This window comes from Aliirhizobium sp. YIM B11859, from assembly GCF_057163345.1.
Genome location: NZ_JBXHAY010000001.1, coordinates 128323 through 153729, shown reverse-complemented (window position 1 = coordinate 153729; position 25407 = coordinate 128323). Strand labels below are relative to the sequence as shown.

21 protein-coding genes are annotated in these 25407 nt (G+C 61.9%); 2 read left to right on the top strand and 19 right to left on the bottom strand.

The genetic code is table 11. The features are described 5' to 3' along the window. Positions 1 to 6: 6 nt before the first annotated feature. The 8 genes from AC2GXZ_RS00610 to AC2GXZ_RS00575 form a co-directional block, all read right to left on the bottom strand. On the bottom strand, positions 7 to 1398 hold the full coding sequence (locus AC2GXZ_RS00610) for an FAD/NAD(P)-binding protein (RefSeq protein ID WP_483757187.1): 1392 nt from the start codon (positions 1396 to 1398) through the stop codon (positions 7 to 9). A 194-nt stretch (positions 1399 to 1592) separates the two neighbouring features. Continuing rightward, positions 1593 to 4022 carry a glucose/quinate/shikimate family membrane-bound PQQ-dependent dehydrogenase gene (locus tag AC2GXZ_RS00605; RefSeq protein WP_483757186.1) on the bottom strand — a complete coding sequence of 810 codons (2430 nt, stop codon included), beginning with the start codon at positions 4020 to 4022 and terminating at the stop codon, positions 1593 to 1595. Positions 4023 to 4423: 401 nt separating this feature from the next. After that, positions 4424 to 4705, bottom strand: coding sequence for a hypothetical protein (locus AC2GXZ_RS00600; RefSeq protein WP_483757185.1), 282 nt, complete (start codon positions 4703 to 4705; stop codon positions 4424 to 4426). Next, positions 4702 to 6996 (bottom strand): FdhF/YdeP family oxidoreductase, encoded by a 2295-nt coding sequence (locus tag AC2GXZ_RS00595; RefSeq protein ID WP_483757184.1) that lies wholly within the window; start codon positions 6994 to 6996, stop codon positions 4702 to 4704. The genes AC2GXZ_RS00600 and AC2GXZ_RS00595 overlap by 4 nt, the downstream gene beginning before the upstream one ends. An 85-nt stretch (positions 6997 to 7081) precedes the next feature. Next, positions 7082 to 7462, bottom strand: a complete 381-nt coding sequence (locus AC2GXZ_RS00590; RefSeq protein ID WP_483757183.1) for a DUF779 domain-containing protein — start codon at positions 7460 to 7462, stop codon at positions 7082 to 7084. A gap of 183 nt (positions 7463 to 7645) precedes the next feature. Further along, positions 7646 to 9154 carry an aldehyde dehydrogenase gene (adh, locus tag AC2GXZ_RS00585; RefSeq protein ID WP_483757182.1) on the bottom strand — a complete coding sequence of 503 codons (1509 nt, stop codon included), beginning with the start codon at positions 9152 to 9154 and terminating at the stop codon, positions 7646 to 7648. A gap of 185 nt (positions 9155 to 9339) precedes the next feature. Beyond that, entirely contained in the window at positions 9340 to 10293 is a 954-nt protein-coding gene (locus AC2GXZ_RS00580; protein ID WP_483757181.1) for a helix-turn-helix domain-containing protein, read from the bottom strand. A 115-nt stretch (positions 10294 to 10408) separates the two neighbouring features. Continuing rightward, the gene (locus AC2GXZ_RS00575) at positions 10409 to 11308 is read right to left on the bottom strand and encodes a dihydrodipicolinate synthase family protein (RefSeq protein ID WP_483757180.1); all 900 of its coding nucleotides are present in this window, start codon (positions 11306 to 11308) and stop codon (positions 10409 to 10411) included. Positions 11309 to 11491: 183 nt separating this feature from the next. Between AC2GXZ_RS00575 and AC2GXZ_RS00570 the strand changes: the two genes are divergently transcribed. Together AC2GXZ_RS00570 and AC2GXZ_RS00565 are read left to right on the top strand one after the other, a co-directional pair. Beyond that, positions 11492 to 13408 (top strand): potassium transporter Kup, encoded by a 1917-nt coding sequence (locus tag AC2GXZ_RS00570; protein ID WP_483757179.1) that lies wholly within the window; start codon positions 11492 to 11494, stop codon positions 13406 to 13408. 16 nt (positions 13409 to 13424) lie between these two features. Beyond that, positions 13425 to 14390, top strand: coding sequence for a magnesium and cobalt transport protein CorA (locus tag AC2GXZ_RS00565; protein WP_483757178.1), 966 nt, complete (start codon positions 13425 to 13427; stop codon positions 14388 to 14390). A 7-nt stretch (positions 14391 to 14397) separates the two neighbouring features. Here the strand turns inward: AC2GXZ_RS00565 and AC2GXZ_RS00560 are convergent, their stop codons facing one another. The 11 genes from AC2GXZ_RS00560 to AC2GXZ_RS00510 all read right to left on the bottom strand — a co-directional run bounded on the left by AC2GXZ_RS00560 (position 14398) and on the right by AC2GXZ_RS00510 (position 25396). Further along, positions 14398 to 15090: a response regulator transcription factor gene (locus AC2GXZ_RS00560; protein ID WP_483757177.1), complete on the bottom strand. Its 693-nt coding sequence runs from the start codon at positions 15088 to 15090 to the stop codon at positions 14398 to 14400. After that, on the bottom strand, positions 15087 to 17804 hold the full coding sequence (locus AC2GXZ_RS00555; RefSeq protein WP_483757176.1) for a DUF4118 domain-containing protein: 2718 nt from the start codon (positions 17802 to 17804) through the stop codon (positions 15087 to 15089). The genes AC2GXZ_RS00560 and AC2GXZ_RS00555 overlap by 4 nt, the downstream gene beginning before the upstream one ends. A gap of 203 nt (positions 17805 to 18007) precedes the next feature. Beyond that, the gene (gene kdpC / locus AC2GXZ_RS00550; protein WP_483757175.1) at positions 18008 to 18577 is read right to left on the bottom strand and encodes a potassium-transporting ATPase subunit KdpC; all 570 of its coding nucleotides are present in this window, start codon (positions 18575 to 18577) and stop codon (positions 18008 to 18010) included. Between the two features lie 12 nt (positions 18578 to 18589). Then, positions 18590 to 20689 (bottom strand): potassium-transporting ATPase subunit KdpB, encoded by a 2100-nt coding sequence (gene kdpB / locus AC2GXZ_RS00545; protein ID WP_483757174.1) that lies wholly within the window; start codon positions 20687 to 20689, stop codon positions 18590 to 18592. Between the two features lie 59 nt (positions 20690 to 20748). Continuing rightward, the gene (locus AC2GXZ_RS00540; protein WP_483757173.1) at positions 20749 to 20916 is read right to left on the bottom strand and encodes a hypothetical protein; all 168 of its coding nucleotides are present in this window, start codon (positions 20914 to 20916) and stop codon (positions 20749 to 20751) included. Between the two features lie 11 nt (positions 20917 to 20927). Next, positions 20928 to 22631 carry a potassium-transporting ATPase subunit KdpA gene (gene kdpA / locus AC2GXZ_RS00535; RefSeq protein ID WP_483757172.1) on the bottom strand — a complete coding sequence of 568 codons (1704 nt, stop codon included), beginning with the start codon at positions 22629 to 22631 and terminating at the stop codon, positions 20928 to 20930. A gap of 31 nt (positions 22632 to 22662) precedes the next feature. Continuing rightward, positions 22663 to 22752 (bottom strand): K(+)-transporting ATPase subunit F, encoded by a 90-nt coding sequence (kdpF, locus tag AC2GXZ_RS00530; RefSeq protein WP_112459002.1) that lies wholly within the window; start codon positions 22750 to 22752, stop codon positions 22663 to 22665. Positions 22753 to 23277: 525 nt separating this feature from the next. Further along, positions 23278 to 23445 carry a hypothetical protein gene (locus AC2GXZ_RS00525; protein WP_483757171.1) on the bottom strand — a complete coding sequence of 56 codons (168 nt, stop codon included), beginning with the start codon at positions 23443 to 23445 and terminating at the stop codon, positions 23278 to 23280. Positions 23446 to 23455: 10 nt separating this feature from the next. Beyond that, complete coding sequence (locus AC2GXZ_RS00520) at positions 23456 to 23746, bottom strand: hypothetical protein (protein WP_483757170.1); 291 nt, start codon at positions 23744 to 23746, stop codon at positions 23456 to 23458. An 11-nt stretch (positions 23747 to 23757) separates the two neighbouring features. Further along, positions 23758 to 23961 carry a hypothetical protein gene (locus AC2GXZ_RS00515; RefSeq protein WP_483757169.1) on the bottom strand — a complete coding sequence of 68 codons (204 nt, stop codon included), beginning with the start codon at positions 23959 to 23961 and terminating at the stop codon, positions 23758 to 23760. Between the two features lie 184 nt (positions 23962 to 24145). Then, entirely contained in the window at positions 24146 to 25396 is a 1251-nt protein-coding gene (locus AC2GXZ_RS00510; protein ID WP_483757168.1) for a D-amino acid dehydrogenase, read from the bottom strand. Positions 25397 to 25407: the final 11 nt, after the last annotated feature.

Genomic DNA, 25407 nt, shown 5'->3' with positions numbered 1-25407 from the left:
CGAAAATCAGGCACTCTGCCGACGGGCCGTATGCATATGGCCCGCCAACTGCCCGGCTATCTCTTCCGCCACCTGCTTGGCCTGGTTGCGGATATCCGGCACGGCGGTGATTTCCCAGAACTGCCCTGCCGTCAGCGCCCCGACTGCATAAAGGCCCGGCCGGACATTGCCATCGGGGCAACACAGGCGGGACTGGCGGTCGACGCTGATGCCGAGGCCGAGCCGATCCATGCCGATCACGGCATTCTCGCGCATCTGCTGCAAAAGCGGTGAATGGGCAATGCCGGCACGCTCCATGCCCGTGCAATTGACGATCCAGTCGACGGCGATGGTCTCGCTGTCGGGTGTCCCGCGCTTGCGAAAACGGATGTTGAGCCGGTTGTCCGCCGGCCCGATCTCACCGATGAAACCGGCGTGAACGACGACCGTCCCGTCATCGATAAGGGGTTTGAAGCGCGCCCAGACCGGTGGCGCCAGGCGATGGCGGTGAATGCTCCACCACGCCAGTGCATGCCGCAGGAAGCGCGACCGCTGCTGGTCGTTGAGTTCCTGCCAGAGATGCTGGGTACGATGCCGCAACCCATCCATCAGGCCACGCCAGTCTGCCCCTTGCCGCACCTGCGCCCGGAAACCGGCAAGGATCTCGCTGATCTCGCGGCTTTTCTCCGGCAGCCGAGGTTCGACGGGTGCCGGATGAGCGGTGCTATGCGCATGCGGCACCAGTCCGCGCCGGGAAAGCACATGGATCCTGCCGCGATGACCGTGGGATCGCAATGACAGGACCTGATCGACCATCGTCAGGCCGGATCCGAGAATACAGATCTCGTCATCGGCCCGGATGGACGACAGCCAGCCCAGCCGCCACGGGTTCTGCACCACCTTGTGCTGCATGGCGGGTGGAATAAGATCGGCGGAAATCGGCATGTCGGCATTGCCGACACCGAGGCAGAGAGCAACGTTCCTTGCCTGCAGCACCGAACCATTGTCGAGATGAAACTCGACGCCTGTTTCGCCCGGCATCATGCAGGCGGTCGCCTTGGCCTTGATAAAATCGACCACCGGCCGGTCGTCCCGCCGGCGCAGAAGCACCGCCAGACGGTCACGCAGATAGAGGCCGTAATCTCCCCGCGAAGCGAAATAGGCGCCTTCCGGATTGCGCCCCTTCTCCTTCAGCCAGCCGACGAAATCATCCGGCTCGTCGGGAAAAAGGCTCATCCGCGCGGCCGGCACATTGAGACGGTGGAGATAGAACTCGCTTCGATAGGCGGCTCCGCGGCCAAAACCCGGATCGTCGCCGACAACCGCGATCGACTGGCCCGGTTTCAGGCTTCTGAGAAGATTGATTGTCAGGGCAATCGCGGAAAAACCGGAACCGACCACGGCGACGTCATAGATCAAGGGCTCGCTCCTGCTCTATTTCGGAATGTCGATTGCCGTCTGCCGGCACCCGATAACACTACCAACCTAGTCGCGATTGAGCCGCTGTAAAGCCCCAAGTTTGACCGGGCTGTGGCAAGGCACAGACCGCAACGACGAAAAAGGCCGCGGCACAACAGTGCCGCGGCCTTCATTTCAGACAGTCAGATTTGTTGTCAGTTCGGCAGCGCGTAAGCGATCACATAGTCGCCGCGATCGGGCGAGTTGCGGCCGCCGCCGGCGGAAATGACGACATACTGCTTGCCGGTCTTCGGCGACTTGTAGGACATCGGGCCGCCCTGGCTGCCAACCGGCATGCGGGCCTTCCAGACTTCCTTGCCGGTAGCCGAGTCGAAGGCGCGCAGGTAATAGTCCTGGGTGCCGGCGATGAACACCAGACCGCCCTGAGTGGCAAGCGTGCCACCGAGCGTCGGCATGCCGATCGGCATCTGCATGCCCATCTTGATGCCGAGCGGACCGGTATCCTGCACCGTGCCGACCGGAACCTGCCACTTGATCTTCTGCGTCGTCATGTCGATCGCGGTCATCGTGCCGAAAGGCGGCTTCTGGCAGGGAATACCGAGTGCCGACAGGAAGCGGTTCTTGTCGACCGCATAGGGCGTACCCTTCATCGGAACGATGCCCATGCCGGTATTGACCGATTCACCGCCGCTGGCGACCTTGTCGCTCGGGGCTGCGGCAATCATCTTGCTCCACAGGCCGAGACGCATGTCGTTGACGAAGATCGTGTTGGTCACCGGGTCGGTGGAAAGACCACCCCAGTTCATGCCGCCGAGCGAACCCGGGAAGGCAAGCGAAAGCGTCGTGTCCGGAACCGTGTAGAGGCCGTCATAACGCATGCCCTTGAAGGCGATGCGGCACAACAGCTGGTCGAACGGGGTTGCACCCCACATGTCGCTTTCGGTCAGCGTTTCGGCACCGATCTGCGGCATGCCGACGGACTTCGGCTGGGTCGGAGAGTAAGGTTCGTTCGGGATGTTGCCGGGCTTGACCGGAACATTCTCGACCTTGGTCAGCGGCTGGCCGGTTGCCCGGTCGAGCACCCAGATCTGGCCGGCCTTGGTGCCGAACACGAGCGCCGGAACGGTGGTGCCGTCAGCCTTGGGGAAATCGATGAACGACGGCTGCATCGGCACGTCGAAGTCCCACAGGTCGTTGTGAACGGTCTGGTAGACCCACTTCTCGTTGCCCGTCGTGGCATCGAGCGCCAGCATGGATGCACCATACTTGTGCTCGAGATCGGTGCGCGGCACGCCGTAGATATCGACCGACGGGCTGCCCATCGGCAGGAACACGGTGTTGGAAGCCGCGTCATAGGACATCGCTGCCCAGACATTCGGCGTCGAACGAGCATAGCTCTTGCCGTCGGCAGGCTCGTTGTGGTCGGTCGGGTTGCCCGGATCGAAGGCCCAGCGGAACTTGCCGGTGATCACGTCGAAGCCGCGCATGACGCCGCCCGGCATGTCTGTCTGGACGTTGTCGGCAACGCGGCCGCCGACGACGACGGTCGTGCCGGCAAGCGTCGGGGCAGAGGTCAGCACATATTGCGGATCGGGAGCAACGCCCATGCCGGCCTTGAGGTCGACGCGGCCGTTATCGCCGAAATCGGCGCAGAATTTGCCGGTATCGGCATCGATCGCGTAGAGCTGCGCGGTGATCGAGTTCATCAGGATACGGCGCTGGCAGGGCGAACCTTCGGCAACCACGGCCGGCAGGACCGGTGTCGAGCCCGGTGCGCTCGGCTGTACGAGAGCCTGGGTCGCATCGAAATAGGCAAGACCGCGGCACCGCATCCAGACGGACGACTTGGCGTTGATCTCGTTCTTCCAAAGTTCCTTGCCGGTATCGGCATCGATGGCGATGACATTGTTATGCGGCGTGCACAGGAACACCTTGTCGCCGACCTGCAGCGGTGTCTGCTGGTCTTCCGCACCGTTGGCGCCGGGGCTGATCGGGGTATCGCCGGTATGATAGGTCCAGGCGACCGTCAGGTTCTTGATGTTGTCGCGGGTGATCTGGTCGAGTGCGACGAAGCGCGAACCGCCGGACGTGTTGCCGTAGGCCTCCCAGTTCTTCTGTTCCTTGGCCGGATCGACCGGCGTCAGCGCTGCCGGAGTGCCGGAAAAGGCGACGGTCGGGTGCGGCACGAACATGCCGGCTAAACCGGCAGCCGAAGCGACGACCATGACGGCGGCAATGACGAAGGACGGAACATAGGCCGGGGTCTTGCCGGCAGCCTTGCGCAGCAGCGGAAAGCTTGCGGCGATCACGGCAGAACCGAAACCGAAGGCGAGCAGGCGCGAGATCAGCGGCCAGAAATCAAGCCCGGCATCCCACACGGCCCAAAGAGCCGTCAGTACGGTCACCAGACCGAACAGAAGCGCGCCGGAAGGCTTGCGCAGGATGAAGAGAAGACCGGAAATGATGATGCCGAGGCCGGCAAGCAGGAAGTACCAGCTGCCGCCGAGCATGACGAGTTTGCCGCCGCCGACGGCAAAGAACAGTCCAGCGATTACAAGAACGGCACCGACGACGAAAAGCCAGGTCTTGGCTATCGCTGACAGGGTGCCCCGAGAGGTTTCCATGGGTGTCTCTAGCTCCAATTGTAGTTTCGACAGAATCGACAGTCGAAGGCCACAGCGGCACCGTCAGGAGCAAAAAAGAGGATCAAGTTCGCTTACCGTGCTTCTGTCGAAGGAACGCAGGCGGCGGGCCAGTCGCAATTGACGGCTTGTCGGAGGCGTCCCTTTCGAGGACTTCGATGATCGTCTGCCACGCCCTCCCCGCGCAGCCGGCGGCAGGTAAATCATCCCTGCAAATGCGGTATAACGCCGCCTGCGACAAAATAGCAAGGAAATGTATGTACTATTCCGTACATAAACTGTTCGCAGATTCTGAACACTTTATAACATTATGATTTAATTGATTTTTCAGAGTCATATATCGGCAAGAACAGACAGCGACAGAATATTACGCCTTGCCGATGTCACGATTTCGCTGGCTGAATGACATAGTGAGTCCGCAAAGTCCGCGGCTCGCGCTTGACGATATGCAGCCGGGCATCGTGCTCCACAAGCGCGTTGAGTTCACGAAGGACGAGCGCGTGCGCCGTACCGAAGATGCGCGCGAATGTACGGCTGTCATGGGCAATATCCTGCTCGGCGGCGATGATCAGCGCCGCCTGCAGCGATGTCAGTCGCGGATCCATTGCCTGGAATTCCGCGACCATGGAGAGAAACCGTTCGGTTTCATCCGCTTCTTCGCTCACGCGGCCTCGCGTTTGCGAAACGACACCATGATCGACTTCGACGTCGGCGTATCGCTTTCATCGCCGGCGCTGCCGAGCGGCACGAGCACGTTGAGCTCGGGATAATATCCGGCAATGCTGCCGCGCGGGATATCATAGGGCACAAAGCGGAAATCCGGCGCGATTCGCGAGATCCCGTCATCGAAATCGCCGACCACATCGACCCGTTCACCAGCTTCGGCCCCCATGGCCTTCAGGTCTTCGGGATGGATGAAGATCACCTGACGTTCGCCATAGACGCCGCGATAACGGTCGTCGAGACCATAAACGGTGGTGTTGTACTGGTCATGCGAGCGGAAGGTCTGTAGCGCGTAACGCCCCTCGCCCCGACGGGCCTGCTGATGCACGGTTGCTTCCGGCAGTGCCACGGACGAGAATGACGCCTTGGCCGTGGGCGTGTTCCATTCGCGCTCGGCTGCGGCATTGCGCAGGTGGAAGCCGCGCGGCTTGCGCACGCGCTTGTTGAAATCGCCGAAACCCGGAATGGTCGCTTCGATATGATCGCGGATGAGATCGTAATCGTCGGCAAGTGCTGCCCAGCGTACGACATCAGTGCCGACGGTCGCTTCGGCAATGCCGGCGATGATCGCCACTTCGGAAAGAAGATGCGGCGAGGCCGGGCGGTTGATGCCCGCCGACCCATGCACCATGCTCATCGAATCCTCGACGGTAACGAGCTGCGAATTGCCGAGCGAGTTCAGATCCATCTCGGTGCGACCGAGGCAGGGCAGGATATAGGAGACCTCACCCGGCATCAGATGCGAATGATTGGGCTTGGTCGCGAGATTGACCGTCAGCTTCATCCGTCGCATCGCCGTTTCGACCAGCGCGCTGTCCGGCGTCGCGCGGGCAAAATTACCGCCGAGACCGATAAACACCTCGGCCGAACCATCGAGCATCGCGCCGATCGCGGCCAATACGTTGTGACCGTCCGCCCGCGGCACCTTGAAGCCGAAATGCTTTTCCAGCGAATCGAGGAAGGCAACCGGGGGCTTCTCGTTGATGCCGACCGTGCGGTCGCCCTGCACGTTGGAATGTCCGCGCACCGGGCAAAGGCCCGCACCTGGCTTGCCGACATTGCCGCGCAGGAACATGAAGTTCGAGATTTCGCGGATCGTCGCCACCGAATGGATGTGCTGGGTAACACCCATCGCCCAGGTGCAGATCACCGTCTCGGCCTTCATGTAGACGGCAGCGGCCCGCTCGATCTCTTCGCGCGTCAGGCCCGACTGGTCTTCGATTTCGGCCCAGCCGGTCGCATCGACGGCGGCGCGATAATCACCAAAGCCGACGCAGTGTTCGGCGATGAAAGCATGGTCGAGAACAGAAGGCAGGCCGGCGGCAACCGCCGCATCCTCGGCCGCAAACACGACCTTGGCCATGCCGCGCACGGCGGCCATGTCGCCGCCGAGACGCGGCTGGTAATATTGGCTGGCGATCTCGGTCGAGCTGCCGCGCAGCATCTCGATCTTGTCCTGCGGGTCGGAAAATCGCTCCAGGCCCTTTTCGCGGACCGGGTTGAACACCACCACATCCGCACCGCGGATCGCGGCGCGACGCAGGTCGCCCAGCATGCGCGGATGGTTGGTGCCGGGGTTCTGGCCGATGACGAAGATCGCATCCGCCTTCTCGAAATCCTCGAGCAGCACGGTGCCCTTGCCGACGCCGATCGACTGGCGCAAGGCCACGCCGCTTGCCTCATGGCACATGTTCGAGCAGTCGGGGAAATTGTTGGTGCCGTAGACGCGCACGAACAGCTGGTAGAGATAGGCCGCCTCGTTGCTCGCCCGGCCCGACGTGTAGAATTCGGCGCGGTTCGGATTGTCGAGGTTCTTCAGGATCGAGCCGATTTCGGCAAACGCGTCTTCCCAGGCAACCGGCAGATAACGGTCGCTTGCCGCATCATAGCGCATCGGATGGGTCAGCCGGCCATTGAGCTCCAACTGGTAGTCGGAAAGCTTGCGCAGTTCCGAAACCGTATGCTCGGCAAAGAAGGCGGGTGTGGCACGCTTTTCCGTCGCTTCCCACGACACGGCCTTCACGCCGTTTTCGCAGAATTCGAAGGAAGACCCATGTGCAGGATCCCCCCAGGCGCAGCCGGGACAATCGAAACCGTCCGGCTGGTTTGCCTTCAGCATGGTGCGGGCGCCGGCGAGCGGCGAGCCACTTTCGAGGAGCCGCTTGCCGCAGCTTTTCAACGCGCCCCAACCGCCAGCGGCCGAAGACTTCTTGCCAATGAATGATACGCTCATGACCCAAGCCTTATTGACGATAATCAACGCCAATCAAGCCGAGTGTTGGGATGGTTTGATAGAAGAAACCTATCGAGCAGTATGATCAAGGCAGCGACGGAATGGCGCAGGCCTCTCCACCACCGAAAAGTCGAGAGCGGGTGAGGAAGCGTTTTTCCCGTCCGTTGTCGAGCGAGAACATGCCCCCCCTGCCCGGCACGACATCGATGATCAACTGGGTATGTTTCCACACCTCGAACTGGCTGCCGCTGATATAGACCGGCACGCCACCGATTTCGCCGAGCTTCACGTCATGATCGCCGATGATGAAATCATCCGCCGGATAACACATCGGCGAGGACCCGTCGCAGCAGCCTCCGGACTGGTGGAATAGAATTTCGGGATAGTCCTGCCGGATTTCCCGGATAAGGGTAAGCGCCGCATCCGTGGCGGTCACGCGCGGCTCACCGTTGACGGTAATGTCCATGGTGTTTCTCCAGATAAAAGAACCCCTCCCCGGCGAGAGGGAGGGGGCACGCCCTTGCCTGTCGAACACGTTTTTGCTGAACAAAAGCGGGACAGGCAGGTGCGATTGCATTGGATGATCGCACCGGAAATCCACCCCGCCGGAGTTCAATCTGAACCTCGGCAGGGTGGATTCAGCCGATTGTCAGAAGAAACCGAGCTTCTTCGGGCTGTAGCTCACCAGCATGTTCTTGGTCTGCTGATAGTGATCGAGCATCATCTTGTGGGTCTCGCGACCGATGCCGGACTGCTTGTAGCCGCCGAAGGCCGCATGGGCCGGATAGGCATGGTAGCAATTGGTCCACACGCGCCCGGCCTGGATTTCCCGGCCGAAGCGATAGGCACGGTTGCCGTCACGCGTCCACACGCCGGCACCCAGGCCGTAAAGCGTGTCATTGGCGATTTCCAGCGCTTCCGCATCGGTCTTGAAGGTCGCGACGGAAACCACCGGTCCGAAGATTTCCTCCTGGAAAACCCGCATCTTGTTGTGGCCGGCAAAGATCGTCGGCTTGATGTAATAGCCGTTGGCAAGGTCGCCGCCGAGATCGTTGCGCGTACCGCCGGTCAGCACTTCCGCGCCTTCCTGTTTGCCGATGTCCAGATAGGAGAGGATCTTCTCCATCTGCTCGTTGGACGCCTGTGCGCCGATCATCGTCGAGCTATCGAGCGGATTGCCCTGCACGATCGCTTCCACACGCTTCACGGCGCGTTCCATGAACCGGTCGTAGATGCTCTCATGCACCAGCGCACGGCTCGGGCATGTGCAGACCTCGCCCTGGTTGAGTGCGAACATCGCAAAACCTTCCAGCGCCTTATCGAAGAAATCGTCGTCTTCGTTGAGCACATCGGCAAAGAAGATGTTGGGCGACTTGCCGCCGAGTTCCAGCGTCACCGGAATGAGGTTCTGGCTGGCATATTGCATGATCAGCCGGCCGGTCGTCGTTTCGCCGGTAAAGGCGATCTTGGCGATCCGGTTCGAAGAGGCCAGCGGCTTGCCGGCCTCAAGGCCAAAACCGTTGACGATATTGAGCACGCCCGGCGGCAGCAGGTCACCGATGATTTCCGCCCAGACCAGCAGTGACGCAGGCGTCTGTTCGGCCGGCTTGATGACGACGCAATTACCGGCGGCAAGTGCCGGAGCCAGTTTCCAGGCAGCCATCAGGATCGGAAAGTTCCACGGAATGATCTGGCCGACGACGCCGAGCGGTTCGTGGAAATGATAGGCGACGGTGTCGTTGTCGATCTCGCCGATCGAACCTTCCTGGGCGCGGATACACGAGGCGAAATAGCGGAAATGGTCGATGGCCAGAGGAATGTCGGCCGCCATGGTTTCGCGGATCGGCTTGCCGTTATCCCAGGTTTCGGCCTGGGCGAGCACTTCCAGCTTGTCCTCCATCCGCTGGGCGATCTTCATCAGGATGTTGGAACGCTCGGCAGGTGCTGTGCGGCCCCACTTGTCCTTGGCCGCATGCGCAGCGTCCAGCGCGGCGTTGACATCCTTTTCATCCGATCGCGGGATTTCGCAAATCTTGCCGCCGGTGACAGGCGTGATGTTGTCGAAATATTTGCCCGAGATCGGCTCTTTCCATTCGCCACCGATATAGTTGCCGTATCTCAGCTTGAACGGCGACTCGACGATTTTCTGATGCAGCATGTCATCCTCCCATGATGTGCTTGCTCCGGTACGCGACCGGTTCGGGAGGGAATGTGCGTCGCCCCGTTCCTGACGAAAAGCAGGCCGCGACGATATGGCGGCGCACACTGTCGCAACCATGAGACAGTCGATGCCGGCAAACGATGCGGCAGTGCAGCAGATCGGTGTGGAGGCGAGGGACTAGATCAATGAAGCCCGAGACGGTTCATCTTCCGATGCAACGTCGCCCGGCTCATGCCAAGCGCGATCGCTGCCTGCGAAACATTGCCGTTGGCGCGCGAAAGCGCCCGCATCAGGGCTGCACGTTCCGATTCGGCAAGATCCTCGCGGTCGTCGGCGGCCATTTCGTTCAGCGCGTCTGCGGCTGGAATACCGGTCGCGATCCGGGCATCATCCAGCGACAGCGCCAGCCGGGCGGCACGGGTGGCACCGATGACGATGTCATTGCGGTCGACCGCCAGAAGTGCTGCCGCCGCATGGGTGGCCTGCGGCACCAACAGAAAACGTGCGCCGGAAAACACCGATCGAAAGAGGTTGAGTTCGATCCTCAGCGCCGTATCCCGCACAGTCTGGGCAATGATGGAGAGCACCGTCTCGTTGACATCATCCCGGCAGGTGGAAATATCGAGCGCCGCCGCCACCTCGCCACGGTGGTCGCGGATCGGTGCAGTCGTGCAGCTCAGCCCGATATTGGACGAGAAGAAATGCTGGTCGCGGAAGATCGAAACTGCCCGCTCATCGGCCAGCGCCGTGCCGATACCATTGGTCCCGATGCTTGCCTCCGTCCACACCGCCGCCGTCCAGAGGCCGAGATCATGGAAGGACCGGTCATCGCCGGCGGCACCTCGCCGCTCCAATGCCACGCCGTTGCGATCGGTGAGCAACAGGCAGCAACCCGATCGGCCGACGGTGGAAAACAGCTTGTCCATTTCCTCCCGCGCCTCGGCGATCAGCCGCCCGGACATGTCCCGCGCCGCGCGAAACGCGCCATCTGTCAGCCGTTCGGGCTCACGTTCCTGTTCCGGTGCCAGATGGTGCATGACCATGCAGCGCCGCCACGAGGCAGCGACCGGAGAACTGGCAGCGGCGGAGTGGGCCGAGGCATAGACCTCGTCCGCATGTATGGAATTCTGATGCACTGGTTCCTCCCAGCGAATTGTGCATCAAGTTTCGCTAAAAAAGAGAAACTTGGCAATCCGCAACCGGATGAGCGCACGAGATATTTATCGATCCGCGATGGAGCAACCGGCGGGTTCAGGCGGCGATGGAAGCGGAAGCTTCGCCACGCGCGAACGAAGCAAAGGCATGCCGCACCCGAATAATCGTCTCCGGCTCGCAGGCCACCAGCGGCAGGCGAACGCTTTCCGGCACCTGGTGGACGAAACACGCCGCCTCCTTCAGCGCCGCGACGTCCTGGCCCGCGACGGCTGCAATTGCGGTGGTGACGGTTGCCGAAAGCGATTCCCGTTTCTGCCCTCCCTTCGCCAGCATCGCCTGCAGATCGGAGGCAATGATGTTGGCAACGGGCGAGATCGCGCCCCCACCACCCGCAGCAAGGAACGGCAGCAGCGCTGCATCATCACGCGACAGGTGCCGGTACCGCTCGATCAACGCCTGTGAAAGCCCGGCAAGATGCGACAGGCGGTCCGGACCATGACAAATTCCCGTGATCATGCCAAAGCCCGCCAGAGCCTCCAGCAAAGCGGCACCATAATCCCGCGCCGTGCGGCCCGGATCGTCATCGACGACAATCGGAATGCTGACGGCCGCGGCAATCTGGCGAAAATGCTCCACCACACCGGCCAGCATCGGCTTCGAATAATAGGGAATGGTGACCAGCAAGGCATCCGCACCGAGCGTTTCGGCACGGTGGCACCGCGCAATCGTGCCGGCAGTGCAATTCGTGCCCGTTGCAGCGATGACGCTCAGATGCTGACTGCCTCTGGAAATACCGGTTTTCAACAGTCTTTCCCGCTCGTCGTCACTCAGGCTCGCCCCCTCGCCGATCACGTCCCCGATGACGATACCGTCGACATCTGCGACGATCTGCCGGTCGATCGAGGCTTCGAATGCCTCAAGATCGATCTGGCCTTGCGAGAACGGCGTGATGAGGGGTGTGAAGATCTGGCGCCTTGCGTCGTGGACGACCATCATCGTGAGTGCTCCTGTGTTCAAGAGCAATCAGTCTCACCCTTCGTCCATAGGATTTCGATGCGAGGCGCGAGACTATGACATAAAAGTCTTATAAGCATCCATTTGCCTTGGACGTTGCGCTACACCATATTCGCGACGAATATCGACCCTGGCAGACACCTTGGCCGCGCGCCTGGAGACCTTATGACCGCATCGCATGCCGCCGCTTCCGATACCACTTCGGAAACCCGCAAGTTTCTTGTGCTGCTGGTTGGATGTATCGGGGTCGTTTACGGCGACATCGGGACGAGCCCGCTCTATGCCTTCCGTGAATCGCTGCGGCCCTTTTCCGAACACGGGGGGGTCCGGCCGGAACATGTGATCGGCCTGATCTCGCTGATGGTCTGGACGCTGACGATCATCGTCACCTTCAAATACGTGCTGTTCCTGCTGCGCGCCGACAATGACGGCGAAGGCGGCACGCTGTCGCTTCTGGCACTGTTGATGAAAAAGACCGGCAGCTACATGCCCGTCCTGTTCTTCGCCGGCCTGATCGGCTCGGCGCTGTTTATCGGCGACGCAATGATCACGCCGGCGCTGTCGGTCATGTCGGCGCTCGAAGGCATGAAGCTCGTCACCCCCGCCTTTTCCGGTTATGTCCTGCCGCTGTCGGCCGTCATCATGATCTGTCTGTTCATGGTCCAGTCGAAGGGTACGGCCGCCGTCTCAAAGTTTTTCGGACCGATCACCGTCGTCTGGTTTCTGGCCATGGCCTGGGGTGGCCTGATCCATATCGGTGACGAATGGCGCATCCTCGAGGCGCTCAATCCGATCAACGCGCTGTGGTTCATCACCCATGCCGGCTGGGCCGGCCTGATCGTGCTCGGCGCCGTTTTCCTAACGGTCACGGGTGCCGAAGCGCTTTATGCCGACCTTGGCCATTTCGGCCGCAAGCCGATCAGCTGGGCCTGGTTCATCCTCGTTTTCCCGGCGCTGGCACTCAACTATCTCGGCCAGGGCGCGCTGGTTCTGAGCGACCCGTCGACGATCGAAAACCCCTTCTATCTGCTTTACCCGGAATGGGCGCTGCTGCCGATGGTGATCCTCGCGACAATGGCGACGATCATCGCCAGCCAGGCTGTCATCACCGGCGCCTTTTCGCTGGCCCGCCAGGCCGTGCATCTCGGTTTTCTGCCGCGCCTCGCGATCAAGTTCACCTCCGAGACCAATACCGGGCAGATCTATGTTCCGGCCGTCAACATGCTGCTGTTCCTCGGTGTCATCGTGCTGATCTTCGCCTTCGGCGATTCAGAATCTTTGGCCACCGCCTATGGCATCTCGGTCACCGGCGCGATGGTCGTCACCACGCTGATGTCCTTCCAGTTCCTGCGTGCCGTCTGGGGGTATAGGGCAATCACCGCCGGCATCATCCTGGCACCGCTCTTTGCCATCGAGGTCATCTTCCTCGCCGCAAACCTCTTGAAGATCCACGATGGCGGCTGGGTGCCGGTCATGCTGGCGCTGGTCATCATGCTGACCATGTGGACCTGGACCAAGGGATCGAAATATCTCAAGGAAAAGACCGCCAAGAACGACATTCCGCTCGAAACCTTCATCACCTCGATCGAAAGCTCGATTGAGCGGGAAACACCAAGCGCGCCGGCGACCGTGCCGGGCACGGCAATCTTCCTCACCAGCGTGCCCGACCGTACCCCGTCGGTCCTCCTGCACAACCTCAAGCACAACCACGTCCTGCACGAACAGAACGTCATTCTGACCATCTGGACCCAGGACAAGCCCTATGTCCCGCCGGAGGATCGCGTCGAGATGACGCGGCTGTCGAAACGCTTCATCCGTCTCGACATCACCTTCGGTTACATGGATGAGCCGAATGTCGCCAAGGCGCTGACCGTCTGCAAGAAGAAGGGCTTCAAGTTCGAGATCATGCAGACCTCCTTCTATCTCGGCCGCCGCAACCTGATCGAGACGCCGAATACCGGCCTGCCGCGCTGGCAGGAAAAGCTCTATATCGTGCTTGCCGATTTCGGCATCGACCCGTCCGCCTATTTCAAGCTGCCGCCGAACCGCGTCGTCGAACTCGGCGAACAGGTCGCGATCTGACCCGCCGGATACGCATATGACCGTCGTCGCCTCCCATATATACAGCAATGGCAAGCGCGGCCGCGCCGTCTCGATCGACGAACCGCGCCCGCCGCTCACCGGCAATGATTTTGTCTGGATCGGCCTGCATGAGCCGCCGATCGAGGAGCTGGAAAAGCTCGCAAAAACCTATGGATTGCATGAGCTTGCCGTTGAAGACGCGATCAACGCCCACCAGATTCCCAAGGTGGAAGCCTATGGCGACCAGCTTTTTGTCGTCGCCAAGACCGCCTATCTCGACGGCGACAAGATCAAATACGGCGAGACCGCGATCTTTGTCGGCCAGCACCATATCATCAGCGTGCGTCACGGCTCCGCCCGCGGCCATGCGGAAGTCAGAGCCCAGCTCGAAGCCTCGCCGCAGCTGCTGATCCAGGGGCCGGATTATGTCCTGCACGGCATTATCGATTTCATCGTCGATGGTTATCTGCCGACCGTACAGACGATCGAAGACCGGGTTCTGGAAATGGAGCAGAAAATGCTCGCCAATTTCCTCGAACGCGAACAGATCCGCCGCCTGTTCCGCCTGCGCCGCCAGTTGATCCTGTTCGGCCGCATTCTGGGCCCTATGTCGGAAGTGGCCGGAAAGCTCGTCAATCTCGAACTCCCCTGCCTCGACAAGAAGGCAAAGCCTTTCTTCCGCGATGTGCTCGATCACGTCCGGCGGGTCGAAAGCATGGTCGGCGGCCTGCGCGAAGTCATCACCTCGGTCTTCGAGGCCTCCAACCTTCTGGAACAGCAGCGCCAGGGCGTCATCACAAGACAGCTCGCCTCCTGGGCGGCAATCCTTGCCGTGCCCACGGCGGTTGCCGGCATCTACGGCATGAATTTCGAAAATATGCCGGAGCTGAAGACCGAATACGGCTACTATGTCGTCCTCGGCGCGATCGTCGCGCTCTGCGGACTGCTCTATTACCGCTTCAAGAAGGTCGGCTGGCTCTGATTCAAGATCAGTCCGGTGCGACCAGACGATAACCGACCCCGGTCTCCGTCAGGATGTATCGCGGCTGGTCGGGCGTCGCCTCGATCTTCTGGCGCAGCTGGCGCACATAAACGCGTAGATATTGCACGTCGGTCAGCCCGTCCCAGACATGTTCCAGCAGGAAACGATGGGTCAGCACCTTGCCGGCATGTTGCACGAGGATGCGCAGGATATCGTATTCCTTCGGCGACAGTTTCACCTCATGCCCCGCCACCTTGACGATCCGCTTGACCAGATCGACGGAAAGCTCGCCGGTCTGGAAGACCGGCTTTTCGCCCTGCACCTGCAGCCGGTGGCGCAGCGCCACGCGGATACGCGCGCCAAGCTCGTTCATGCCGAAGGGCTTGGTCACATAATCGTCGGCGCCGAGTTCCAGCGCCTTGACGATGCCGACCTCGTCGGTACGGCTCGACAGGATGACGATCGGCAGCGTCACGCCCTCGCCGCGCCATTTCGCCAGAAGGTCGTGACCACTCATGTCGGGAAGGCCGAGATCGAGAATGATCAGGTCCGGCTTGTCGGTGGCAACCAGCTCCATCGCCACCTTGGCATTCATCGCCTCGCTGACGGCATAGTCCTGCGTCGCCAATCCAACGCGCAACAGCTTGCGGATCGGTGGTTCGTCATCGACGATCAGGATGCGCACGGCGCCATTGGTCATTGCTCGTCTCCCACGATAGGCATTTCGACCGGCACCGGCATGCGGATGGTAAAGGTAGCGCCCGGTCTGTCGGACCGGTTGTCCGCCCGGATCGTGCCGCCCATGGCTTCGACGAAACCGCGGCAGATGGCAAGCCCGAGACCCGTGCCGGCCCTGACCCGGTCGCTTTTGCGCACCCGGTAGAAACTGTCGAAGATCCGCTCCAGATCCTGCACCGGCACGCCCGGCCCCTCGTCCATCACCGAGAGGAGCACGAAATTGCCGTCCCGCTTTCCGCGTATGTCGATCGTAGTCCCCTCCGGCGCGTATTTCGCGGCATTGTCGATGAGGTTGAACAGGACCTGCTCGAACAGCACCGGATCGACCTTCAGCATCGGCAGATCGGCCGGAATGCCGACCTCGACCCTGTGCCCGGCGGTGATCTTCGCCGCCCGGCTGAGCGCGGTCCCGGCCATGTCGCCGGCAAAATGGAATGCATAATTCGGCTGCATCGACCCCGACCCGAGGCGGGTCATGTCGAGCAGGTTGACGATGAAGCGATTCAGCCGTTCGGATTCGTCGATCACGGTGGTCAGCAGCTCTGCCCGCGTCTCTTCCGGCAATTGCGGCCCCAGATCCTTCAGCATGTCGGCCGAACCCATGATCGCCGCAAGCGGCGTTTTGAGATCATGGCTGATCGAGGTTAGCAGTGCTGTGCGCAGCCGGTCGGTCTCGGCCACCAGCTTCGCCTTGTCGACGTCGGATACCAGCTGTACCCGCTCGATCGCCAGCGCCGCCTGATCCGCCAGCGCCTCGAAGAGCCTCTGCTGGTCTGGCGTCAGAAGCGGCCCCTGCCGGTCGTTGTCGAGGCCGATGACGCCGACCGCCTCACGGCCGGTGCGCAAAGGCAGATACAATCGCTTGGCCCCCGGCAGCGTATCGGCGGCGCGGCCGGCAGGGCGATTATGCTCCCAGGCCCATTTGGCGGCAGCGATATCGGCATCGACCAGCGTATCGTCCGGCGGATACCCGGCCTTGACCGCGATCGAACCATCTTCCGGCAAAAGGATCACCACCCGCACCTTCAGCATCGAGGCAATCTGGAAGGCCGTTGCCCAGAGCACGTCATCCAGCGTGCCGGTGCCGGCGAGCTTCTTGGAGAAGAGATAAAGGTCTTCGGTCGTCCTTGCCCGCTGCCGTGCAGCGACCGCCTGCCGTTGCACCGCAGCCGTGAGATTGGAGGCGACGATCGCAACGCCGAGATAGAAAAACAGGGCGATCACGCTTTCCGGATCGCGCACGGTGAAGGTGTAGCGCGGTTCGAGAAAGAAGAAATTGAACGAGATCGCGCCGAGCAGCGAGGCGAAAAGACCCGGTCCCAGCCCGCCCCGCACCGCCGACGCCAGCACCGACATCAGGAAGACCAGCGCCAGATTGCGCACGTCGAGCGTCCGGTCGAGCGCGATGCCGGCGCCGATCGCCAGCGCCACGAAACCGGCGCTCTGCAGATAATGCTTCACCCGGAAGGGTTTTGGCGCCTGGGCAACCTTTACGCCGCGCTCCGGCGCGCCCTCATTCGCATTGCCGGAAATCACATGCAGGCTGATGCCGCCCGCATACCGGATCAGGTCATGCGTGACGGACCCCTGCCAGAGCTGGCGCCAGCGCGATTTGCCTGGCCGGCCGACGACGATATGGGTGAAATTGTTGGCATTGGCATAGGCGATGATCTCGCGCGACGGAGACAGCCCCGGTAGCGTCACCGCCTCCGCGCCCAGTTGCTGCGCCAGCCGCATATTGGCGGCAAGCCTGTCCTTGTCCTCTTCCGAAAGCGTCGCATCCCGCGGCGTATCGAGATGCAACACCGCCCAGGGCGCCCGCAACCGGTCCGCCTGCCGTCGCGCATATCGCACCAGGCTTGCGCCATTGCGGCCATGATCGAGGCAGACAAGCAGCCGTTCGCCGGCAGCCCAGGGGCCGGAAATCGCATTCGCCTGCATGTGGTTGAGCAACTGCTCGTCGACCCGTTGCGCGGTGCGCCGCAGCGCCAGCTCGCGCAATGCCGTCAGGTTGCCGGGCGAAAAATAGTTCTCGATCGCTCGCCGCGCCGTCTTCGGCATATAGACCTTGCCGTCATTGAGCCGCTTGATCAGATCGTCTGGCGTGATGTCGATGATCTCCACATCGTCGGCCCGGTCGATGATCAGGTCCGGCACCGTCTCGCGCACCCGGATACGGGTGATCTGCGCCACGACATCGTTCAGGCTTTCGACATGCTGGATGTTGAGCGTCGAATAGACGTCGATACCTTGCGCGAGCAGCTCCTGCACATCCATGTAACGCTTCGGATGCCGGCTGCCGCTGGCATTCGTATGGGCAAGCTCGTCGACCAGAACCAGCGCCGGCCGGCGGGCGATGATCGCGTCGAGATCCATTTCCTCGAGGCTCTGGCCGCGATAGTCGATCTGTCTGCGCGGGATGATCTCGAACCCCTCGACCAGCGCCTCGGTTTCTAGGCGCCCATGGGTCTCGACCACGCCGATCACCACATCGACGCCATCCGCTTGGCCGGCACGGCCGGACATCAGCATCTCATAGGTCTTGCCGACGCCGGGGGCGGCCCCCAGAAAGATCTTCAGCCGACCACGACTTTCCCGCTCCGCCTGCCGCAGCAGCGCGTCCGGCGATGGCCTGTTATCCGTGTCTCGGCCGTTCTCGCGACTGGCGTCGGGCATGAAAATGAGTTTCCCTGCGGGTATTTAGGGGGTGACCAATGCGGCGCCATATCTACACCCTCACTCCTGTGCTTGTCACAGGAATCCAGCCAGCCCAAGTCCTTGGGCTGGAAGAACGCTCCTCGCCGCGCGGACGCGCGTCGGCTGGATTCCTGTCACAAGGACAGGAATGAGGGACAAGGGGCAACGCCAGCACCAGATCATCAGCCTCTTGAACCATCCAGCGCCATGTTCAACGCCAGCACGTTGACCACCGGCTCACCGAGGAACCCGAGTTCGCGGCCCTCGACATGCGCGTCGACCAAGGCCTTTACCCTGGCCTCGTCCATCCCCCGCGCCTTGGCCACACGCGCCACCTGGAAGAAAGCGGCTTCCGGCGAAATATGCGGATCGAGCCCGCTGCCGGATGCGGTCACCAGATCGATCGGCACCTCCGCATTCGGGTTCGTCACCTTGGCCGCCTCATAATCCGCCTTCACCCGGTCGATCAGTTTCTGGCTGGTCGGGCCGAGATTGGAGCCGGAGGACGATGCGGCATCATAACCATTGGCGCCTGCAGCCGACGGGCGGCCGTGGAAATATTGCTCGCCGGCAAATCCCTGGCCGATCAGCGTCGAGCCGATCACCTGACCTTGCTTCTCGATCAGGCTGCCATTCGCCTGCGCGGGAAACACCGCCTGCGCGATGCCGGTCATGGTAAAGGGATAGATCAGGCCGGTAATGGCGGTTGTGGCAACGATCATGACGATTGCCGGACGAAGCTGTTTCAACATCGAGAATACTCCTTAAGCGAGGCCGAGCGCGGTGATCACCACGTCGATCGCCTTGATGCCGATGAACGGGACGACAATGCCGCCGAGCCCGTAGATCAGCAGGTTGCGGGACAGAAGCGCACCGGCGCCGATGGCGCGGTAGGTGACGCCCTTGAGCGACAGCGGGATCAGCGCGATGATGATCAGCGCATTGAAGATGATCGCCGACAGGATGGCGCTTTGCGGCGTCGCAAGCCCCATCACGTTCAAGACGCCGAGCTGCGGATAGAAGGCCAGAAACATCGCCGGGATGATGGCGAAATATTTGGCGATGTCGTTGGCGATCGAAAACGTCGTCAGCGCGCCGCGGGTCATCAGCAGCTGCTTGCCGATCTCGACGATCTCGATGAGCTTCGTCGGGTCAGAATCGAGATCGACCATATTGCCGGCCTCGCGGGCGGCGACCGTGCCGGTGTTCATCGCCACGCCGACATCAGCCTGCGCCAGCGCCGGGGCATCGTTCGTGCCGTCGCCGCACATGGCGACCAGCTTGCCCTTGGCCTGTTCTTCGCGGATCAGCGACAGCTTGTTCTCCGGCGTCGCCTGGGCGAGGAAGTCATCGACGCCCGCTTCGGCCGCGATCGCCGCCGCCGTCATCGGGTTGTCGCCGGTGATCATCACCGTGCGGATGCCCATCTTGCGCAACTCCGCAAAACGTTCGCGAATGCCACCCTTGACGATATCCTTGAGGTGAATGACACCGAGCAGCTTTCCATCGCGGGCGACCGCCAGCGGCGTACCACCGGCCTTGGCGATTTCTGCCGCAATCGCCTGCAGCTCGCGCACCGTCTCCGATTGCGGGCTGGCGGCAATCGCCGCATTGCCCGAGCCCCTGTCGGCCATGGGCAGCGACCCGCCGCCGACATGGGCAAGCACCGCCTCGACCGCACCCTTGCGGATCTGGCTTCCGTCGAGATCGACGCCGCTCATCCTTGTCTGGGCGGTGAACGGCACGAATGTGGCCTTGAGGCCTGCCATGTCGCGACCACGGATCGCATATTTTTCCTTGGCCAGCACGACAATCGACCGGCCTTCCGGCGTCTCGTCGGCCAGCGAGGCAAGCTGCGCCGCATCCGCCAGATCCTGTTCGGAGATGCCGCGGACCGGGCGCAACTCGGTCGCCTGACGATTGCCGAGCGTGATCGTGCCCGTCTTGTCGAGGAGCAGCGTATCGACGTCGCCGGCAGCCTCCACCGCGCGGCCGGACATGGCCAGCACGTTGAAGCGCACCAGCCGGTCCATGCCGGCAATGCCGATGGCCGAAAGTAGCGCGCCGATCGTCGTCGGGATGAGGGTGACGAACAAAGCGACAAGCACGAAGATCGAGATCGATCCACCGGCATAGGTGGCAAAGGCCGGGATCGTCGCCGTCGCCAGCACGAAGATCAGCGTCATCCCGGCAAGCAGGATGTTGAGGGCGATCTCGTTCGGCGTCTTCTGCCGCTCGGCACCTTCGACCAGCGAAATCATCCGGTCGATGAAGGTCGAACCGGCAGCGGCAGTGATCCGCACCCGGATGACATCGGACAGAACCTGCGTGCCGCCGGTGACCGCCGAACGATCTCCGCCGGATTCGCGGATTACCGGCGCGCTTTCGCCGGTAATCGCCGCCTCGTTGACGGAGGCGACACCTTCGATCACCTCGCCATCCGACGGAATGATGTCGCCGGCCTCGACCAGCACGATATCACCGACCTTGAGGCTGGTGCCGGCAACCATCCTGTAGTCGCGGCCATTGGCGCTGGTCAGAAGCTTGGCCTGGGTTTCGGTGCGCGCCTTGCGCAGACTGTCCGCCTGCGCCTTGCCGCGGCCTTCGGCTACCGCTTCGGCAAAGTTGGCAAACAGCACGGTGAACCAGAGCCAGAGATTGATCTGGAAGGAAAAGCCGAGATTGTCGCCACCAACGGCGAGGTCGCGCAGGAACAAGACGGTGGTCAGCACCGAGACCGTGGCCACGACGAACATGACCGGGTTTTTGGCAAGTGTGCGCGGGTTGAGCTTGATGAAGGCGCCGCCCACGGCAGGAACGAGAATGCGACTATCGAGGATACTCGCGGATTTGGACTGGCTCATGAAGAGGCTCCAGCTTGGATGAGGCGACCGTGCTGCTCCTGAAACATCAGGAGCGCCGGTCAGCCGTGCAGGATTTCGACGGCGCAGACGATGGCGAGAACACCCGCCATCATCGCGAGAATTGCGTTGGAGCCGCACCATCTATGAGATCCTTTCGGGGAACTCTCCTCACCCCGCATCTGCGAGGCAAGGGTAGACTGGCGGCGAAGTGCCTGACGAAGGCTCATGGTTTTGTCTCCTAGAAGGTTTGCCCGGCGATCATCATCAGGTGCTCGACGAACGGGCCGAGCGCTAAAGCCGGCATGAAGGTCAGGCCGCCGACGATCAGGATCGTGCCGACGAGAAGCCCGACGAACAGGCCGCCATCGGTGGGGAAAGTGCCGGCAGAGGCGGGAACGGTCTTCTTGGCAACCAGCGACCCGGCGATCGCCAGTGCCGGAATGATCACCAGGAAGCGGCCCATCAGCATGCCGAGACCGAGCGTCACATTGTACCAGGGCGTGTTGGCGGTGAGCCCGCCGAAAGCCGAGCCATTGTTGGCGGCGGCAGACGTATAGGCGTAGAGGATTTCCGAAAACCCGTGCGGGCCGCCGGTGCCGACAGACGCCACAGCCGACGGCAGGACGCTGGCGATCGCCGTGAAGACCAGCATGGCAAGCGGCAGGCAGAGGATCGCCAGAACCGCCATCTTCATCTCCTTCGCCTCGATCTTCTTGCCGAGATATTCCGGGGTGCGCCCGACCATCAGGCCGGCGACGAAAATGGCGATGATGATGAACAGGATGATGCCGTAGAAACCTGCACCGACGCCGCCGACGATGACTTCGCCGAGCTGCATGTTGATGAGCGGGATGAGACCGCCCAGCGCCGTGAACGAACCGTGCATGGCATTGACCGCGCCGCAGGATGCGGCCGTGGTGATGACCGCAAACAGCGAGGACATGACGGTGCCGAAGCGGACTTCCTTGCCCTCCATATTGGCACCCTGAAGGCCGAAGGCATGCATGATCGGATTGCCCGCGGCTTCCGCCCAGTAGACGATACCGACGCCGGCAATGAACAGGATGCCCATGGCACCGAGGATCGCCCAGCCCTGACGCTGGTTGCCGACCATCCGGCCGAAGACGTTGGTAAAGGCCGCCCCAATCGCAAAGATCGACAGCATCTGGATCATGTTCGAGATGTTGTCGGGGTTTTCGAAAGGATGCGCCGAATTGGCGTTGAAGAACCCGCCGCCATTGGTGCCGAGCATCTTGATGGCAAGCTGCGAAGCGACCGGGCCGAGCGCGATCGTCTGTTTGGCGCCCTCAAGCGTCGTTGCATCCACATAAGGACCGGAGGTCTGCGGCACGCCGAGCCAGACGTAGATAAGCGTCAGCACGATGCAGGCCGGCAGCAGGATATAAAGGGTGGAGCGGGTCATATCGACCCAGAAATTGCCGATCGCCTTGCCCGAGGCGCGCGAAAAGGCGCGGATCAGGGCAATCGCAATCGCCATGCCGGTTGCCGCAGACACGAAGTTCTGCACGGCGAGACCCACCATCTGGCTGAAATAGGACATGGTGCTTTCGCCGCCATAACTCTGCCAGTTGGTATTGGCGACGAAGCTGACGGCGGTGTTGAAGGACAATTCCGGCCCGACAGCCGGCATGCCGGCCGGGTTCATCGGCAGCACGTCTTGGAAGCGCAGCAGCGCATAAAGAACCAGCGTGCCGAGAAGATTGAACATCAGAAGCGCAAAGGCATAGGTCGTCCAGTGCTGCTCTTCCCGTTCATTCGTGCCGGCAAGCGCATAAAGTCCCCGTTCGATCGGAACAAGGACCGGCGAGAGAGGTGTGCGCCCGCCGGAAAACACTCGGGCCATATAGGCGCCGAGCGGTTTGACGAGCACGATCAGTATCCCGCAGAAAACGAGGATCTGTAACCATCCGTTGAGGGTCATGTGAGGAAACTTTCAGTTCCCGAAGGCTTGATCAGAAGCGTTCGGGGCGGATGAGAGCATAGGTGAGATAGAGGGTGAGAAGGACGGTGACGCCACCGCCGAGCACATAGTCGAGTATCATCGTGCCCTCCCCTCAAAGCCTGTCGCAGGCGCGGGTGTAAGCAAAGCAGAGGCCGAAAAAGACGACTGCCGTGCCAAGGAGAATGATGTCCATCATCGATATGGGTCCCTTTGATCTGATCGAAGCCGGACAAGCAGATGCGCGCCATCCGGCTGGACGGCACCGCTGATGCTTGTTCTGGCGGGAGAAGGTCTTTCGATCTCTCGACCGTAAATATGCGACCGAAGTGCATAGGGGTTCGAGACGGGGTGGTGAGGAAAGATATAGGAATTTTATAGGAGTTTTTGGGGTGGCTGCGGTGGCCTTAGTCTGCCTCGCAATCCAGCCTTCGCGGTTCGAGACGGCCCCTCACCCAGAGAGCAGCAAGCCCCTCACCCTAACCCTCTCCCCGTGAACGGGGAGAGGGGACGTGCCCCATTGAAGCGTTGGAGAGAAGCGGAGCCGGCGCCACATCGTCCTTCTCCCCGCTTGCGGGGAGAAGGTGCCGGCAGGCGGATGAGGGGCAGCCCCGGCAAGAAAGCCCGATCAGAACAAAACTATTTCGATCGCATAACTTACACCGACCACAGCCAGCATCACGACCACCATTCCAACGATCGCATCCGAGGCCCGCAGCCGCCCGGAACCCGCCAGTTGCGGCAGACGGCCGCGGGGATAGACATGTCCCCGCAAATAGTGAAACGCGCCGAACATGGCATCCTCCTCACGCCCGGCGCGCAACGCTGCCCGCATGCAGGCGGCGCGGATCGAACGCCCCACCCAAAGTCAGCGTCACATGGTCCGGCAGGCACCAGACGGCGCCCGGGAGGTGATCGCTTTCGAGCATGGCGAAATGCACGGCCGAGGCGCGGTCGGTAAAAACGCCGCCGACCTTGCCTTGCGCGTCATTGACGATCCACCGACCGCGCACATCGCGGCCGACGGTGAAACGGATGCCGGTTGCGGGAGGCTCCCAGTCAGCCAAGGCACGGGCGGTCATTGCAGATTTACCCATCATCCCGCTCCTCAACCGACCATCACGGCAAGCGCGGCGATGGCACCGAAGCCGACACCCAGCACGCCGGTAAGGCGCAGGGCCATCGCGAGGTTCATTCCGGCGGCAGCGCTACCAGCGCGGCCTGTCTGCGGAGAAGCCGTTGCCAGCCGGCGGCGCTGTGCGTCTGCCTCCGCAAGATGGAGAAGATGGATACTGCCCAGACGACCATACATGGGTCACTCCTTGTCGATCGAAGTTCCGCGGCGATCGCTGCGGAACGGGCACCGGATGCGATGCCCAACAACAAGGTAGCGACTGCCCCATAGGCATTCGATTGGGGCAGGAGGGTCAAGATATAGGGAAGTCATAGTCCCGCCGCGACCGGATCGAACCGGCGCGGCGGGCAGATAAGGAGCCTCAGGCGTAACGCGAAACGGCGAGATCGGTCGCGTCGATCTCCGGCTTTGCCCCGCTGACGATGGCGCTGATGACCTTCGCCGAACCGCAGCTCATCGTCCAGCCGAGCGTACCATGGCCGGTATTGAGGAACAGGCCCTTGACCTTGGTGGCGCCGATAACCGGCGTGCCATCCGGCGTCATCGGCCGAAGGCCCGACCAGAACTCCGCTTTGCTGACATCGCCGCCCGGGAAAAGGTCGGTAACGGAATATTCGAGCGTCGCCCGGCGCTTCTGGCCGAGATCGTTGGTATAACCGGAAATCTCCGCCATGCCGCCGACGCGGATGCGGTCGCCAAGCCGGGTGATGGCGATCTTGTACGTCTCGTCCATCACGGTCGATTCAGGCGCCCGCGAGGCATCGGTGATCGGGATCGTCAGCGAATACCCCTTGACCGGATAGACCGGCAGCTTGATGCCGAATTGCTTGACCAGCATCGGAGAATAGCTGCCGAGCGCCACGACGACCGCATCGCCGCGCAACGTCTCGCGGTCGGTCACGACGCCCTTGATGGCACCGCCCTCGACATCCAGCGCCTTGATATTGGTGCCGTAGACGAACTTGACGCCCATGCCTGCTGCCTTCAGCGCCAGCGCATTGGTGAACTTGAAGCAGTCGCCCGTTTCGTCCTTCGGCGTCAGCAATCCACCGACGATCTTTTCGCGGACATGTCTCAGCGCCGGCTCGACGCGGATGCAGCCTTCCGGATCAAGCACTTCATAAGGAACGCCATCGGCGGCCAGCGCCTTGACGTCCTTCGCCGACGCATCCAGCTGCTGCTGGGTGCGAAACAGCTGCAACGTGCCCTGCATCCGCTCGTCATAGGCAATGCCGGTTTCGGCGCGCACTTCCGCAAGCGAGATACGGGCATAATCGGCGATCCGCAGCATGCGGCTCTTGTTGATCGCATAACGTTCCGAGGTGCAATTGCGCAGCATCTGCGCCATCCAGGACAGCATGGCGGCATCCATCTTCGGACGCAGGATCAGCGGTGCATGTTCCATGAACAGCCATTTCAGCGCCTTCATCGGGATGCCGGGGGCAGCCCAGGGCGAGCAATAACCGAAGGAGACCTCGCCGGCATTGGCAAAACTGGTTTCCAGCGCCGGGCCTTCCTGCCGGTCGACGACCGTCACCTCATGGCCGGCCTTGGCCAGCTGATAGGCGGAGGTTACGCCGACGACGCCGGCTCCGAGAACGATGACTTTCATGGACTTCCCCG